Annotated in this window: 15 protein-coding genes; 5 read left to right on the top strand and 10 right to left on the bottom strand. The window is 66.1% G+C overall.

Translation table 11 applies throughout. The annotated features are described in order from the left end of the window. Nucleotide 1: 1 nt before the first annotated feature. Both K3551_RS06380 and K3551_RS06375 read right to left on the bottom strand, forming a co-directional pair. A complete protein-coding gene (locus K3551_RS06380) occupies nt 2-697 on the bottom strand; it encodes a phosphatidylserine decarboxylase (RefSeq protein WP_259918620.1) in 696 nt (231 codons plus the stop codon). Between the two features lie 80 nt (nt 698-777). Further along, on the bottom strand, nt 778-2,763 hold the full coding sequence (locus K3551_RS06375; RefSeq protein WP_259918619.1) for an AsmA family protein: 1,986 nt from the start codon (nt 2,761-2,763) through the stop codon (nt 778-780). Between the two features lie 95 nt (nt 2,764-2,858). Between K3551_RS06375 and rimO the strand changes: the two genes are divergently transcribed. Continuing rightward, nucleotides 2,859-4,226 (top strand): 30S ribosomal protein S12 methylthiotransferase RimO, encoded by a 1,368-nt coding sequence (gene rimO / locus K3551_RS06370; protein WP_259918617.1) that lies wholly within the window; start codon nt 2,859-2,861, stop codon nt 4,224-4,226. A gap of 13 nt (nt 4,227-4,239) precedes the next feature. Then, a complete protein-coding gene (locus K3551_RS06365; protein WP_259918615.1) occupies nt 4,240-4,821 on the top strand; it encodes a hypothetical protein in 582 nt (193 codons plus the stop codon). A gap of 3 nt (nt 4,822-4,824) precedes the next feature. Here K3551_RS06365 and K3551_RS06360 read toward each other — a convergent pair whose 3' ends face one another. From K3551_RS06360 to K3551_RS06350, 3 genes are all read right to left on the bottom strand, one after another. Continuing rightward, nucleotides 4,825-5,097 carry a DUF6455 family protein gene (locus K3551_RS06360; RefSeq protein WP_259918613.1) on the bottom strand — a complete coding sequence of 91 codons (273 nt, stop codon included), beginning with the start codon at nt 5,095-5,097 and terminating at the stop codon, nt 4,825-4,827. Between the two features lie 73 nt (nt 5,098-5,170). Beyond that, nucleotides 5,171-5,959, bottom strand: coding sequence for a PHB depolymerase family esterase (locus tag K3551_RS06355; protein ID WP_259918611.1), 789 nt, complete (start codon nt 5,957-5,959; stop codon nt 5,171-5,173). A gap of 48 nt (nt 5,960-6,007) precedes the next feature. Beyond that, nucleotides 6,008-6,715, bottom strand: a complete 708-nt coding sequence (locus K3551_RS06350; protein ID WP_259918609.1) for a M48 family metallopeptidase — start codon at nt 6,713-6,715, stop codon at nt 6,008-6,010. A 98-nt stretch (nt 6,716-6,813) separates the two neighbouring features. Here K3551_RS06350 and K3551_RS06345 point away from each other — a divergent pair, with 98 nt between their 5' ends. After that, nucleotides 6,814-7,047 (top strand): hypothetical protein, encoded by a 234-nt coding sequence (locus tag K3551_RS06345; protein ID WP_259918608.1) that lies wholly within the window; start codon nt 6,814-6,816, stop codon nt 7,045-7,047. A 3-nt stretch (nt 7,048-7,050) separates the two neighbouring features. Here the strand turns inward: K3551_RS06345 and K3551_RS06340 are convergent, their stop codons facing one another. From K3551_RS06340 to K3551_RS06320, 5 genes are all read right to left on the bottom strand, one after another. Beyond that, nucleotides 7,051-8,013, bottom strand: coding sequence for an acetyl-CoA carboxylase carboxyltransferase subunit alpha (locus K3551_RS06340; RefSeq protein ID WP_259918607.1), 963 nt, complete (start codon nt 8,011-8,013; stop codon nt 7,051-7,053). Nucleotides 8,014-8,085: 72 nt separating this feature from the next. Beyond that, nucleotides 8,086-9,285, bottom strand: a complete 1,200-nt coding sequence (locus K3551_RS06335; RefSeq protein ID WP_259918606.1) for a LytS/YhcK type 5TM receptor domain-containing protein — start codon at nt 9,283-9,285, stop codon at nt 8,086-8,088. Nucleotides 9,286-9,351: 66 nt separating this feature from the next. After that, complete coding sequence (locus K3551_RS06330) at nt 9,352-10,320, bottom strand: L-malyl-CoA/beta-methylmalyl-CoA lyase (protein WP_259918604.1); 969 nt, start codon at nt 10,318-10,320, stop codon at nt 9,352-9,354. Between the two features lie 87 nt (nt 10,321-10,407). Continuing rightward, entirely contained in the window at nt 10,408-11,316 is a 909-nt protein-coding gene (locus tag K3551_RS06325) for a calcium/sodium antiporter (protein ID WP_259918603.1), read from the bottom strand. A 133-nt stretch (nt 11,317-11,449) separates the two neighbouring features. Then, nucleotides 11,450-11,992: a TlpA disulfide reductase family protein gene (locus K3551_RS06320; RefSeq protein ID WP_259918601.1), complete on the bottom strand. Its 543-nt coding sequence runs from the start codon at nt 11,990-11,992 to the stop codon at nt 11,450-11,452. 13 nt (nt 11,993-12,005) lie between these two features. On the opposite strand from K3551_RS06320, the gene argH reads away from it, so the two are divergent. Beyond that, nucleotides 12,006-13,394, top strand: a complete 1,389-nt coding sequence (argH, locus tag K3551_RS06315) for an argininosuccinate lyase (protein ID WP_259918600.1) — start codon at nt 12,006-12,008, stop codon at nt 13,392-13,394. Further along, nucleotides 13,391-13,555: a hypothetical protein gene (locus tag K3551_RS06310; protein ID WP_259918599.1), complete on the top strand. Its 165-nt coding sequence runs from the start codon at nt 13,391-13,393 to the stop codon at nt 13,553-13,555. Before argH ends, K3551_RS06310 begins: the two co-directional genes overlap by 4 nt. The last annotated feature ends 163 nt before the right edge of the window (nt 13,556-13,718 follow it).

Genomic DNA, 13,718 nt, shown 5'->3' with positions numbered 1-13,718 from the left:
GTCAGACCTCGCGCGCGATGGCGGGGGTCGGATCGTCCAGCACCGCCAGCACCGTCTCGCCGGAGATCATGGTCTGACCGACCGACACCTTGGGGGCGGTGCCCTCGGGCAGGTACACATCAAGGCGAGAGCCGAAGCGGATGATCCCGAACCGGTCACCACGGCCCAGCTGTGCGCCCTCGGTCACCTCGCACAGGATACGTCGCGCCACCAGGCCCGCGATCTGCACGACGCCGATCTTGGTGCCATCGTCCATGGTCAGGACCAGGCCGTTGCGCTCGTTTTCTTCGGACGCCTTGTCGAGTTCCGCCGACAGAAACTTGCCCGGCCGGTAGCCGATGACCGTGACCTCGCCCGCGACCGGCGCGCGGTTCACGTGGCAGTTGAACACCGACATGAAAACCGACACCCGCATCAGGGGCGCATCGCCCAGACCCAGTTCCGCCGGGGGAACCGCGGGCTCGATCAGCGACACAAGGCCGTCAGCCGGAGAAACGACCAGGTTCGGCCCCATCGGGACCGTCCGCACCGGATCACGAAAGAAGTAATAGCACCAGATCGTCAGGCCCAGACCGATCACGCCCAGCGGTTCCCACAGCATGAACAGGATCAGCGAAACGATGGCGAAGATGCCGATGAACTTCGGGCCTTCGCTGTGAATCGGCTTGATGACGGTGTCTTTGAGGCTGACGCCCATGCGATGCTCTCCGGTGGGTTGCGCCGGGTCATCCCGGACCTTTCGGCAGATAGCGCGGGCCGGACCGAAGTTCCAGTCGCCTAGCGGTTGAGCAGCAGGTCCAGCAACTGTTCCTCGACCCGCTCCTTGATCGCGTCCTCGACGGCACCTCGATCGGTCAGAACCTCGGGCGCGACCTCCAGCTCTTCGGCAAGCTTTTGGCGCGTCGCCTCCTCTGCGCGGGCGCGGGCGGCGTCGGCCTCGGCACGGGCGCGGGCCTCCAGCTCGGCGCGCTCGATCTCCAACCGCTGCTTTGCGAGGTATTCCAGATCCGGGCGAATGCGGGGATCGGACCAGGGGCCGGTGATCAGGATCGGGACCGAGATGCCGTCGCTTTCGGCGTCGCGGCGCAGCGTGGGCAGCAGGCGATAATCCAGCGTCCGCGCCCCCAGATCGACCTGCCCCGCGCCGGTCGCGGCCAGCAAAGGGGCCTGTAACGACAGGTCATCCCCCCGCGCCACGCCGTCGGTCACCGCAAAACGGCCCGACAGCCCGTCGAAGATCGTTTTCTGCCCCTCGCCCCGGAAATTCGCGTCCAGGTTGCGGATCATGCCGCCGACATCCAGCCCCAGGATTTCCCCCCGACCCAGGCGGAACGACAGATCGCCATCCAGGCTGTCCATCAGGGCCTGCGTGGTGTTTCCGACGCCCAGCAGGTTCACGGACAGATCGGCCTGACCGACAAGCCGGTCGAAGTCCACGAATTCCGTCAGAAAAGGCTGCATCTGCAGGCCAGACAGGTCCAGCGTCGCCCGCGACGACAGCCCGCCCCGCCCGTTGATCACGATGTCCCCCGTAACCGTACCCCCATAGGCCACGACCGGGCGCAGGGTGACGACCGCGCGACCCTGGTCCAGAACGATACCGATGCCAGCCTGGTCCAGCCGCGCGTCGCCCAGCGTGATCGGGCCGGAGGTAAAACTGACCTGCGCATCCGCCGCGAACAGGCCGGAGACGTCGATCACCTCTCGCCCCCAGCCGGTTTCGGCCACCAGCGCCGTCTCACCGCCCTGTCCCTTGCGGCTCAGGCCGGTCAGGTCCAGCGCGGGGGCCGCGAGCGTGGCGGTGATGCGGGGCCGGTCCGCGCCGGGCGCGACATCCATGGCACCGGTCAGGACGTTTCCGTCCAGCGACAACTCCATCCCGCGCAGATGCAGGCTACCGGCAGGGGCCAGTGTCAGGCCGGAGGCAAGCGCGATCCGTTCGGCACCCAGACCCGCAGGCAGATCCGGCTGCGGGATATCCAACGCCGCCAGCAGGGCAAAGCGATCCGTACTTTGCGCGTCGATGCGCCCTTCGAAGGACAGTGGATCCAGATCGGCGCGCCCGTCCAGCGAAACGGTCGTCGCCCCCGACGACAAGGTGCCCGTCAGGCCCGTCAATTCACCCTCGCTGAGCGCGAGCAGGTTTTCGACCGTGACGTCAGCGTTCAGGGCGACGCCGCCCAAAAGGGCCGATGCGGTCACTTCCACGGGTTGCGACAGATCCGCGATGGACGTCGACACGTCCAGGGCGCGCAGCTCCCACCGGGTGCCTTCGGCGCGGTCGACATAGGTGACCTCCGCCCCGGTCAGCACGGCGCGCGCGACGGTCAGGGCCGGGGCCGCCCCTGCCCCGCCCGGGCCACGTGCCGCACCCTGGGCCGTGCCGAATTCCCAGTTTCCGGTGCCGTCGGCGCGGCGTTCCAGCAGGATCCTTGCGCCCCTGGCCTCCAGGGTCTCGACCTCCAGGGCGCCCCCCAAGAGGGCGGCCGCGGTCACCCCGATTTCCAGACTGTCGGCGCGCAACAGCGGGCCCGCGTCGGACCAGGCGGCATTCGCGATTTCCACCCCTTCGGCGTGAACACCCAGGCGCGGCCAAAGCGTCGCGCGCAGACCACCGTCGATGGTCAGGGCGCGCCCCGTAGACGCCTCGAACCGGTCGGCGGCCAACTGGGCGATCCGCTCTGTCGGGACCAGCAGCAGGGCCACCACGGCCACCAAGACCAAGGCAACCAAGGTCAAGGAAATGCGAATGAGCCACCTCATACGGGACCTCCGGGTAAACGTCGCGCCACGATGAATCGCGCGGGCGCGGGCTGCAAGGGCTTCCGTGTGGGGGCTGTGCGGCCTATGTGGGCGGCATGTCCCAGAACCCGCCCGACCTCCGCCCCGATCTGGCCCCTCGCGCCGTGCTGCCCACCGACGCCCGACCGGGCCAGCCCCGGATCGGGATGGTGTCGCTCGGATGTCCCAAGGCGCTGGTCGACAGTGAACGCATCCTGACCCGGTTGCGCGCCGAAGGCTATGCCATCAGCCCAGATTATGCCGGCGCCGAAGCCGTCATCGTCAACACCTGCGGGTTCCTGGATTCAGCCAAGGCCGAAAGCCTGGACGCCATCGGCGAGGCCCTGCGCGAAAACGGCCGCGTCATCGTCACCGGCTGCCTGGGCGCGGAGCCGGAGTATATTACCGGTGCCCACCCCAAGGTTCTGGCCGTCACCGGTCCGCATCAATACGAACAGGTGCTGGACGCCGTCCATCAGGCGGTGCCGCCCGCACCCGATCCCTTCGTCGACCTGCTGCCCGCGTCCGGCGTCAGCCTGACGCCGCGCCACTTCAGCTATCTGAAGATCGCCGAGGGGTGTAACCACAAATGCAAGTTCTGCATCATCCCCGACATGCGCGGGCGGCTGGTGTCGCGCCCGCAGAAGGCGGTGCTGCGCGAGGCCGAGAAACTGGTCGAGGCCGGGGTGCGCGAACTGCTGGTGATCAGCCAGGATACCTCTGCCTATGGCACCGACTGGAAGGATCGCAGCAAGGCTGCGGGCCAGGAAATCGTCGAGCTGTCGCGCGGGCTGGGGGCGCTCGGGGCCTGGGTGCGGCTGCACTACGTCTACCCCTACCCCTTTGTGCGTGACCTCGTCCCGCTCATGGCCGAGGGTCTAGTGCTGCCCTATCTGGACGTGCCGTTTCAGCACGCCCATCCGGACACGTTGCGCCGCATGGCGCGCCCGGCTGCCGCCGAAAAGACGCTGGACCGCATTGCGGAATGGCGGGACATCTGCCCGGACATCGCGCTCCGCTCGACCTTCATCGTCGGCTACCCGGGCGAGACGGAGGCGGAGTTCGAAACGCTGCTCGACTGGCTGGACGAGGCGCAGCTGGATCGTGTCGGCGCGTTTCAATATGAAAACGTCGCCGGAGCCCGGTCCAACACCCTGCCCGATCATGTCCCCGCGGAGGTCAAGGCAGAGCGGTTCGAGCGGTTCATGGAAAAGGCGCAGGCCATTTCCGCCGCCAAGCTGGCCGCAAAGGTCGGCACGCGGCAGGACGTCATCGTGGATGCGATCGACGCCGAGGGCGCAACCTGCCGCACCAAGGCCGACGCGCCGGAAATCGACGGCAACCTGTTCATCGACGAAGGCTTCGATACGCTCGCCCCGGGGGACATCGTCACGGTGGAGGTCGACGAGGCATCGGAATACGATCTCTGGGGGCGGATTGTCTGATCGGACTCCATCCGTGACGACGCTTGCGAAAGCCGGGGGCGGGATCTTGGCCGCTCTTGCGGCCCTGGCCGCAATCCTGACATTCGCAATTACTTTCTGGCCTGTCAGCGACCGCTATTCCGTACAACTGCAGCAAGGAAGTTACGCCTACCGGACGCTTTCCATATTTGCCTCGAACGAAGCGGGGCGCGGTCAACCGAACCGGCACATCGGCTGTCGTCCCACGCGCGGTGCTTTCATGGGCGGGGAAAGCACGGTTTATGTCACATTCCTTCTGCCTGACGACCAGCCGCGTCAACTGACGGATCAGCAGCAGCAGTTTGAATTCCAGGTGAACCTGAACTTCGACGCTCCTACGGCTGCGCCACTGGACGGAGCCTTGTCATGCGTCTGGTTTTTCGACGTCAGAGGCGATGCCGCCGAACGTTTCCGGTTTGAGCTGATCCATCTTGAGTCCCGCCGACGTCCCGGAACCATCATGTTCATTCTCACCGATCAGTTTGTAGAAGAGATGACGTTCGACGACTTTGTGGCCCTGCGCGCGGATGCAGATCATTCGATTTTTGGAGTCGATCATTCACCCTCGGATGACTAGCGGTCACCCCGGCAACCGCAGTCCGCGCAACATGTCTGAATTCGCACAGGCCTTTGGGACCTCGCGCGGATATTCCGCAGAGGCATCGGCCAGCCAGTCGCGGCAGCCTTGGGCCCAGTCGCAGTTGCGGCAGCGGGTGATCGCGCTGTTCCAGCCATCGGCGTCGAGCGTACCTTCGTCAAAGGCCAGAACGGTATCCGCGCCGGTCTGCGCCGCCATGGTCCGCAGCAGCATGAGATGCTTGCGTGCGTCGCCCATCGGGTGTGGTCGGGTCATCGGATCCTCCTGAGACTGTGCCCCCGGAAGGTAGCGACCAGATAAGGGCCGCGCCTTGATCTGGCGCAAGCGGTCAGCGGGCGTCCAGGACCTCGTCCAGGACCTGCGCGAACCAACCGCGCGGGATCAGGTGGCTGGCCGGATGGATGTCCATCGTGACGCGCCCGCCTGCGCAGTCCCATTCGCGGCGATCATGGGTCAGCCAGCTGACCGCCTGCCAGTCAAAGCGCCGTGCCTCGGGGGCGTCACACCCCATCCGGGCGCGCCACAGGGCGACGGCGTGGGTATCCTCGCCGCCCGGACCATAGGGGAAATCCAGAACGCCATCCGTCAGCCCGTGCACGTGACTGACACGCGCGGGCACCGGCGCGGCATCGCAGGAGACGGAGGGCGGGAACGCGCCGGACACCAGCAGAAGCGCGGCGATGTCCGCCTCGCCCTCACAGGCGAAACGGGCGGCCATCAACGCCCCCCAGCTGTAGCCCGAAACGATCAACGGCTGGCCTGCGGTCGGATAACGGCGGGCGACATCCGCCAGAACGGCCCGCGCAAAGGGCGTGTCCCGGCTGCCTGCGCGGCGGAAATCCCAGGACCGGCCCAGCCCATCCGGGGCCACCAGCAAAACCCCGCGCGGGACCGTGGCCCCTGCGATGCGCGGGTGCCCCATGATGGTTTCGCCCTGACGGCCCCAGCCGTGGAAATGCAGCATGACCGGCAACGGGCTGCGCCCGTCCCAGCCGTCGGGCTCACGCACGTGATAGGCACGCTCGCCCAGCGGGCATTCCTCGGCCCCGGTGCAGGCAACGGCGGGCGGCGCAGTCAGGGCCGAGAGGGCGAGAAACAAAAGCAGGATCAGTCGCATGTCCCCGGACCTATCCGTCCACCCCACCGCGCGCCAATCACGATCCGGTCAGAGACCGGAGGCCACCCGCTGCACCGTCGCGATACGGTCGGCGTTGGGCGGATGCGTGCCCAGGAACCGGTCGCCCGGGTCGGGAATACGCGTGAAAAAGGCCGCCCCGCGCACCGGGTTGAACCCGGCCCGCGCGGTGATGATCGTGCCCAGCGCGTCGGCCTCCAACTCATGATCCTTGGAAAACCGCCGCGCGCCGATGGTGGCCCCGGTGCGGCTGATGGCATCCACGGTCGAGGCATCGGCCCCGATCACCGTCCCGATCAGCCCGCCGACGACGGCCCCGGCCACGGCGGATTGGCGTTGGCGGGCGATGTGCTGTTCGATGTGGTGGGCGCTTTCGTGGCCCAGAACAAAGGCGATCTCATCGACATTGCGGGCGTCCGCAATCAGGGCCTGGGTAAAGGTCAGGACGGGCCGCCCGCTGCGGTCCAGCGACTGAAAGGCGTTGGCGGGTTTGCGCGGGTCGGGGTCGACCTGGATCAGGAAATCGCAATTGATCCCCTGGGTCCGCGACCGGCACAGCGTTTCTGCCGCCGGTTCCACCCGCGCGACGGCCGCGCGGAAATTCGTAACGGCGACGGACCCACCGACGGGGGCGGGCGATGTGCTGCGCGGCGTGGGCGCAGGCGCGGTCTCTACCGGGGCGACCTGGCACCCGGCCAGGGCCAGGCCGCAAACTGCGGCCATGATCACAGAACGCATGGATTTCCTTCCCATCGTTTTCTACCGTCAGAACAGGTTATAGGCCGGGCTGCGCGAATGTCAGGACCAGCCGTGCGCAGCAGTCAAAGGATCACGACATGTTTTCCATCGAGCACGAATTCGACGCCACAGTCGTCACCCTGGTCGACGAAGGCGACGACACCCGTCCCCCGGCGGAGGACGTCATCGTGTCTGCCTTCGAGGAATGCATCACCCTGTCTCAGGTCGACCCCCGCAGCGATGAAACGGTGCAGATCACCCTGACCATGGGACAGGTCCACGACCTGCTGGTCGCGCTGGACCTGCCCGAAGGCGTCTACCGCCGCGAATAGGGATCAGGCGGCCAGGCCCTTGGACCCCATCGACAGGTATTTCGTCCGGCGCTGCTGACGTAGGGATGCGGCATCCTTGTCTGCGAATTCGCCCAGCATCGCGGTGATCGCCTGCCCGACCGACGCGATGGCCGCCTTGCGATCCCGATGGGCCCCACCGATGGGTTCGGACACGATCCGGTCAATCACACCCAGTTTCTGCAGGTCCTGCGCGGTCAGGCGCAGCGCCTCGGCCGCTTCGCGCATCTTTTCGGAGTCCTTCCAAAGGATCGAGGCACAGCCCTCGGGCGAAATCACCGAATAGATCGAGTGTTCCAGCATCGCGACCCGGTTCGCGGTCGCGAAGGCCACGGCCCCGCCAGAGCCGCCTTCGCCGATGATGACGCTGACCAGCGGCACGCCCAGGCGCAGACAGGCCTGGGTGGCGCGGGCGATGGCCTCTGACTGGCCCCGCTCCTCCGCACCCTTGCCGGGATAGGCACCGGGGGTGTCGACCAATGTCACGACCGGCAGGCCAAAGCGGTCGGCCATCTGCATCAGGCGGATCGCCTTGCGATAGCCTTCGGGCCGGGCCATGCCAAAGTTCCGCTCGATCCGGGTGCGGGTGTCGTTGCCCTTTTCATGGCCGATCACCATGATCGGCGTGTCGCCGATCCGCCCCAACCCGCCCATGACGGCGTGATCATCGGCAAAGTTCCGATCCCCGGCCAGCGGCGTGTAATCGGTGAACAGCGCCTCGATATAGTCCTTGCAGTGGGGCCGATCGCCGTGGCGCGCGACCTGGGCTTTCTGCCAGGGCGAAAGCCCACGGTAGAGCTGGGTCAGCATGTCGCCCGCCTTGCGATCCAACGCGGCGGCTTCCTTCTCGACATCCATCTTGTCGTCGGCCCGCGCCATGGCCCGAAGCTCTTCGGCTTTGCCCTCGATCTCGGAGAGCGGCTTTTCGAAATCCAGATACTGCGTCATTGCCCAAGTCCCTGCCGGTTTCGCACCCATATGGAGCGCGCCGAGCAGTGATGCAATGCACCCGAAGCGGGATCAGACCGTGTCGGACCCATTCGCGCCCTGCCGCGCGGGTTCCGATTCAAGGAGACGATCTGCGATATGGAATAACCTGCCGGTTCCTGGTTCCACCCGTTCGGGCATGGCATGCAGGCCTTCGATTCCGGTCATCAGGTGCGCCTTGCGCCGCCAGATGCGTCCACGCCCCTTGTCGAGACGCTCCATTGCCACGGGCAGCGTCGGCACACAGTCAAAGATGTGGTGGCGAACCCCGAACCGAACGGGAACCGCAGCCATGCCGGGCACCTTGATGGGCGTCCCGCCCACCTGCGTCCTGATGGCCTGGCACAGGTCGTCACGGTCCTGGTCCGATTGGCGCGGAACGCAGATCAGGATCAGATCGTCCCGGACCAGACCGACCATGCCAGCCGTCGGCAAAACCTCCGCAAGGCGACTGTGCAGGGTGCCCAGAACGTGGCCCTCTGCCTCGGGCCCCCAAAAGGTGGCGATTGTACTGCTCCGCCGCATCCGCAGGGCCCAAACCTCGGCACCGCCTGGAAAATCCACGCTGCCGTCTGCCTGGGCCATGCGCTGCGCCAGCAGCTCCGGGCTGTCGAACAGGCGGTGTCCCGCGCGCGCCAGGCTTCGCCTCTGGCGGCCCTCTGTCATCATCAGCATTCGCTGCTTTTCCATCAGCAAGGCCACCACGGGCACCACCAGGAAATTGAGCGCCAGCAGAAACGGAGCAGCGTTCGTCAGAAACCAAAGCGCCATGGACGCAGGCAGAAAGAACACCGCCAGATTGTGCGAAGACATCATCGCAGCCAGGCCGAACATCATCCGCAACGGCCGCTGCGCCCCACCTCTGGTCAAATGATCCCACAGCATGCCCGCGCCCCCGGCAAGCATGAGGCCAACCACCCCGGCCATCCAGCCGACCCCCCCGATGGAAATCCGTGTGGCGCAGGCGATGAAAAGCGCGATCAGCATACCGCGCAAGCCTAGGAACGCGCCAGCCAGTGCGACGGGCACACTGCGCAAGTCGATGATCAACCCATCGACCGGTTCCAGCGGCAGATTCATCTGCAACACCGCCACAAGGCCAAACAGAACACCCAGGATCTGCGGCGCCAGGTCGGTTCCCGGAAGCAGGCGACGCATCACGCCGTAGCCGTAGGCCATACCGATCAACAGGGCGATCGGCGCGCCATACTCAAAGATGATTCCGCTCTGCAAATCCCGATCCCTCTGTGTTTCAGGGGTCACCGGAGAATAGGGTAGCAAGCGGCTCAGGCCGAACGTTTAATCCTTCGAATTTTGCTCAATCATGTCCCACTGGCGCACCACGACCTCGGCCTGCTTGATCGAGGCGATGTCCACCAGACGGCCCTTGTAGACGGTCGCCCCCTCGCCCGCCGCTTTTGCGGCCTCCATCGCGGCCAGGATTTCGCGCGCCTCGGACACGGCGGCGTCAGAGGGTGTAAACACCTCATTGGCAAGGGCAATTTGCTTGGGGTGGATGGCCCATTTGCCGACCATGCCCAAGACCGCAGACCGGCGTGCCTGGGCGCGGAAGCCCTCATCGTCCGAGAAGTCTCCGAACGGGCCATCCACCGGCAGGACACCATGGGTCCGACAGGCCGCGACAATGGCGGCTTGGGCCCAATGCCACGGGTCGGACCAATGCCGCGCCCCATCGCGCAACATGTAATAATCTTCCTGCGTGCCACCGATGCCGGTGGTCTGCATCCCCATGGAGGCGGCAAAATCCGCAGCCCCCAGCGACATTGCCACCAGACGCGGCGAGGATGCCGCGATGTCTTCGACATGGGCGATGCCCGCCGCGCTTTCGATGATAACCTCCAGGTCGATGCGCTTGGCCCGGCCCTTGGCGGCCTCGATGGCCGTTACCAGCGCGTCGACCGCATAGACATCCGCCGCGCAGCCGACCTTGGGGATCATGATCTGATCCAGCCGGTCACCGGCCTGTTCCAGCAGGTCCACCACGTCCCGATACCAATAGGGCGTGTCGAGCGAATTGATCCGCACCGACACCACCTTGCCGCCCCAATCGACGGTGTTGATCGCCTCGATCACATTTGCCCGCGCCACATCCTTGTCAGACGGCGCGACCGAATCCTCCAGATCCAAGTTCACCACATCCGCAGCGCTGGCCGCCATCTTGGCAAAAAGCTTGGGATTGGAACCGGGGCCGAAAAGCTGGCAGCGGTTCGGGCGGGCGGGGGGCGTAGGTTGCGGGCGGAAGCTCATGGCGGATCCTCGGGTAACGAAATTGCGTGTCTTTGGTGTCAGGCGCTACATTCTGTCTTTTGGAATTGCAAGCGCTGCGCTGCGGCATCAGAACATGAGTGCCACGTAGGCGCCGTAACCGCCGACCATCGCCAGGCCCGCCAACCGCCCGATCAGTCCGCGCAGGCCAATCAGGAGCAGCACCGCGACGGCCCCGACCATCAACGGCAAGTCCAGCACTGCAAATCGGGCAGACGCCTCCAGCGGGGCAACGAGTGCCGTAACCCCAAGGATCCCCAAGAGGTTGAAGACGTTGGACCCAAGCACGTTGCCCAGTGCCAGATCCCCGCGTCCTGCACGGGCGGCGGCAACGCTGGCCGCGAGTTCCGGCAGAGAGGTGCCGACCGCCACGACCGTCAGGCCGATCACCGCCTCGCCGATGCCGAAATCGCGGGCCAGTCCGATACCGCCGCGCACCAGCAGATCGGCCCCCAGCAAAACACCGCCCAGTCCGACCGCGAACAGGAACACCGTGCGGCCCACCCCCTGCGGGGTCGCGGGCACCTCTGCGCCATCGGGATCGTTGCGCAGCTGCCAGCCCAGCCACAGCGCAAAGGCGACCAGAAACACAAAGGCCCCGAACCGGTCGAGCCCGGCATGAACCCCGATCCAGACAGAGGCCACCACCGAGATCGCCGCCAGCACCAACCCATCGCGCCGCCAGACCTGACGCGACATGGCCACGGGCGCGACGATGGCCGCCAGGGCGAGGATCAGCAGGATGTTCGCGATGTTCGACCCGACCACGTTGCCCAGGGCAAGATCCGGTGCCCCGGCCTGTGCAGCCCGCAGGCTCGTCAGAAGCTCCGGCATGGACGTGCCCATACCGACAAGGGTGACGCCGATGACCATCGGTGACAGGCCCAGACGCGTCGCCAGCCCGACCGCTCCGGTCACCAGCCAACCGCCGCCGAACAGCAAGGCCACAAGCCCCGCCACCACCAGAATAATATCCAAGAAAGACAGTCCCGGCCCGGTTGTCAAAGGCCCCGCAGGCAGGGCCAGCCCGGCGATTGATGATCAGTTGGGTGCGCAGAAGATGCGATCAAGAGCCCTGCGGAGATGGCCGGAAATTCTTTGCGACGACAGGCTATTCCGCCAGAAATTCCCGCATAACTGCCAGCGTCTCGGGCGCGGCCCAGTCAGCTTCGCCGGGCAGTTGGGCCACGACTTCGCCGGCCCGGTTCAGGATCAGCGTATGCGGCAGGCCCTTGACGCCCAGGGCCCGCGCCAACTCGGTCCCCGCATCCAGGTGCAGCGGCAGCGAGGTGATCCCCGCCTCCGTCCAGAACTTTTTCATCTGCATCGGGTTATGACGCCCGAATGCGACGGTCACGACCTGCAGGCCGTCATCGCCCAATTCATTCTGCAACGCTTGCAGCGACGGCATCTCGGCGCGGCAGGGCGCGCACCAGGTGGCCCAGAAATTCAGCACCACGACCTCACCGGCGTAGTCAGACAGGCGGCCGCGGGTGCTGTCTTCGCGGGCGAAGGTCTGCACCTCGGGCCGCCAGGGGGCGTCCAACTGCATCTTGGCCATGTCCCCCGTCAAAAGCCCCGGATCGACGGCATCCGCAGGGGTGGCGAGCGTGGCAGTCAGGCCGTATAGGCCAAAGGCAAGGTATCGCAGCATTCGAGGGGACCCGATGTCCAGTTCATCCAACGCCATGTGGGGCGGTCGTTTCGCAGAAGGCCCAGACGCCATCATGGAGGCGATCAATGCCTCCATCGGGTTCGACCGTCGCATGGCCAAGCAGGACATCGACGGCAGCCGGGCCCATGCCGCGATGCTTGCCGCCACAGGCATTGTGACAGCTAGCGACGCCGAGGCGATCCGGGAAGGCCTGCTCACGGTGTTGTCAGAAATCGAAGGCGGCACCTTTGCCTTTTCGACGGCCCTTGAGGACATCCACATGAACGTGGAGGCCCGGCTGACCGAAATCGTCGGCCCCGCCGCCGGACGGCTGCATACCGCGCGGTCGCGCAACGATCAGGTGGCGCTCGATTTCCGGATGTGGGTGCGGGATCAGTGCGACGCCGCCATCGACGCCCTGCCCCGCCTGATGACCGCGCTGGTCGATCAGGCCGAAACAGGGGCCGACTGGGTGATGCCCGGCTTTACCCATCTGCAGACGGCGCAGCCGGTGACCTGGGGCCATCACATGCTGGCCTATACGGAAATGTTCGCCCGCGATCTGTCGCGGTTCCAGGACGCGCGCAAGCGCATGAACGAAAGCCCGCTTGGTGCCGCCGCCCTGGCCGGCACGTCGTTTCCCATCGACCGGGACATGACGGCCAAGGCGTTGGGATTCGACCGGCCCGCCGCAAACTCGCTGGACGCCGTGTCCGACCGCGATTTCGCGCTGGAGTTCCTGTCGGCCTCTTCGATCTGCGCCATGCACCTGAGCCGCCTGGCCGAAGAGCTGGTGATCTGGTCCTCGGCGCAGTTCCGTTTCGTGCGGCTGTCGGATCGTTGGTCCACCGGATCCAGCATCATGCCGCAAAAACGCAACCCCGATGCCGCCGAACTGCTGCGCGCAAAGATTGGGCGGATCTTTGGGGCGCAGACCGCGCTGCTGATGGTGATGAAGGGGCTGCCGCTGACCTATTCCAAGGACATGCAGGAGGACAAGGAACAGGTGTTCGACGCGGCCGACAGCCTCATGCTGGCCCTGGCGGCGATGACCGGAATGGTGTCCGACATGGCCGGCCAGAAAGACAACCTGGAGGCGGCCGCCGCCTCTGGCTTTTCGACCGCGACCGATCTGGCCGACTGGCTGGTGCGGACGCTGGACCTGCCGTTCCGCGAGGCGCACCATGTCACCGGCGCCCTGGTCAAGATGGCCGAGGACGCAGGCATCGACCTGCCGGACCTGACGCTTGCGCAAATGCAGTCGGTCCACGCAGACATCACAGAGGCCGTCTTCGAGGTGCTGGGGGTGCATAATTCCGTCGCGTCCCGTGTGTCCTACGGCGGCACGTCCCCGGCCAATGTCCAGGCGCAGGTCGCCCGTTGGCGGGAGGAGCTGGCGTGAGGAAAACCGCTGCATTTCTGCTGTTTCTGACGCTGGTTTCCTGCGGAGTCGACGGCGACCCGCTCCGCCCGTCCCAGGTCGAAGAGCAGGACGCAGCCCAGCCTGCCAGCGTGACACTTTCCGGCAGCGTCGGGGTGGGCATCGCGCGCCAGAGCCCCTGAACCGGGGCCTTGGCCAGCCTGGATGGGACATTCTGACCGTCCTGATGCGTTGACATTTGTTGGCGGACCCCCACATTCCCCTTGTGCCGGTTGCCGGAACCGCACCACGCTGTGAGGGAGCGACCGTAGATAGCGCCTGACCAGCGTTTCAAGGAGCACGTGC

Origin of the sequence: Jannaschia sp. M317, assembly GCF_025141175.1 — a bacterium.
Taxonomy (GTDB): Bacteria; Pseudomonadota; Alphaproteobacteria; order Rhodobacterales; family Rhodobacteraceae; genus Jannaschia.
The sequence above is the reverse complement of the archived record's forward strand: the minus strand, read 5'-3'. Positions and strand labels throughout refer to the sequence as shown.

Bases quoted from the DNA above. Each gene is read 5' to 3' on its own strand.
- K3551_RS06380 (WP_259918620.1), bottom strand. From the start codon at position 697: ATGGGCGTCAGCCTCAAAGACACCGTCATCAAGCCGATTCACAGCGAA.
- K3551_RS06375 (WP_259918619.1), bottom strand. From the start codon at position 2,763: ATGAGGTGGCTCATTCGCATTTCCTTGACCTTGGTTGCCTTGGTCTTG.
- rimO (WP_259918617.1), top strand. From the start codon at position 2,859: ATGTCCCAGAACCCGCCCGACCTCCGCCCCGATCTGGCCCCTCGCGCC.
- K3551_RS06360 (WP_259918613.1), bottom strand. From the start codon at position 5,097: ATGACCCGACCACACCCGATGGGCGACGCACGCAAGCATCTCATGCTG.
- K3551_RS06355 (WP_259918611.1), bottom strand. From the start codon at position 5,959: ATGCGACTGATCCTGCTTTTGTTTCTCGCCCTCTCGGCCCTGACTGCG.
- K3551_RS06350 (WP_259918609.1), bottom strand. From the start codon at position 6,715: ATGCGTTCTGTGATCATGGCCGCAGTTTGCGGCCTGGCCCTGGCCGGG.
- K3551_RS06345 (WP_259918608.1), top strand. From the start codon at position 6,814: ATGTTTTCCATCGAGCACGAATTCGACGCCACAGTCGTCACCCTGGTC.
- K3551_RS06340 (WP_259918607.1), bottom strand. From the start codon at position 8,013: ATGACGCAGTATCTGGATTTCGAAAAGCCGCTCTCCGAGATCGAGGGC.
- K3551_RS06330 (WP_259918604.1), bottom strand. From the start codon at position 10,320: ATGAGCTTCCGCCCGCAACCTACGCCCCCCGCCCGCCCGAACCGCTGC.
- K3551_RS06320 (WP_259918601.1), bottom strand. From the start codon at position 11,992: ATGCTGCGATACCTTGCCTTTGGCCTATACGGCCTGACTGCCACGCTC.
- argH (WP_259918600.1), top strand. From the start codon at position 12,006: ATGTCCAGTTCATCCAACGCCATGTGGGGCGGTCGTTTCGCAGAAGGC.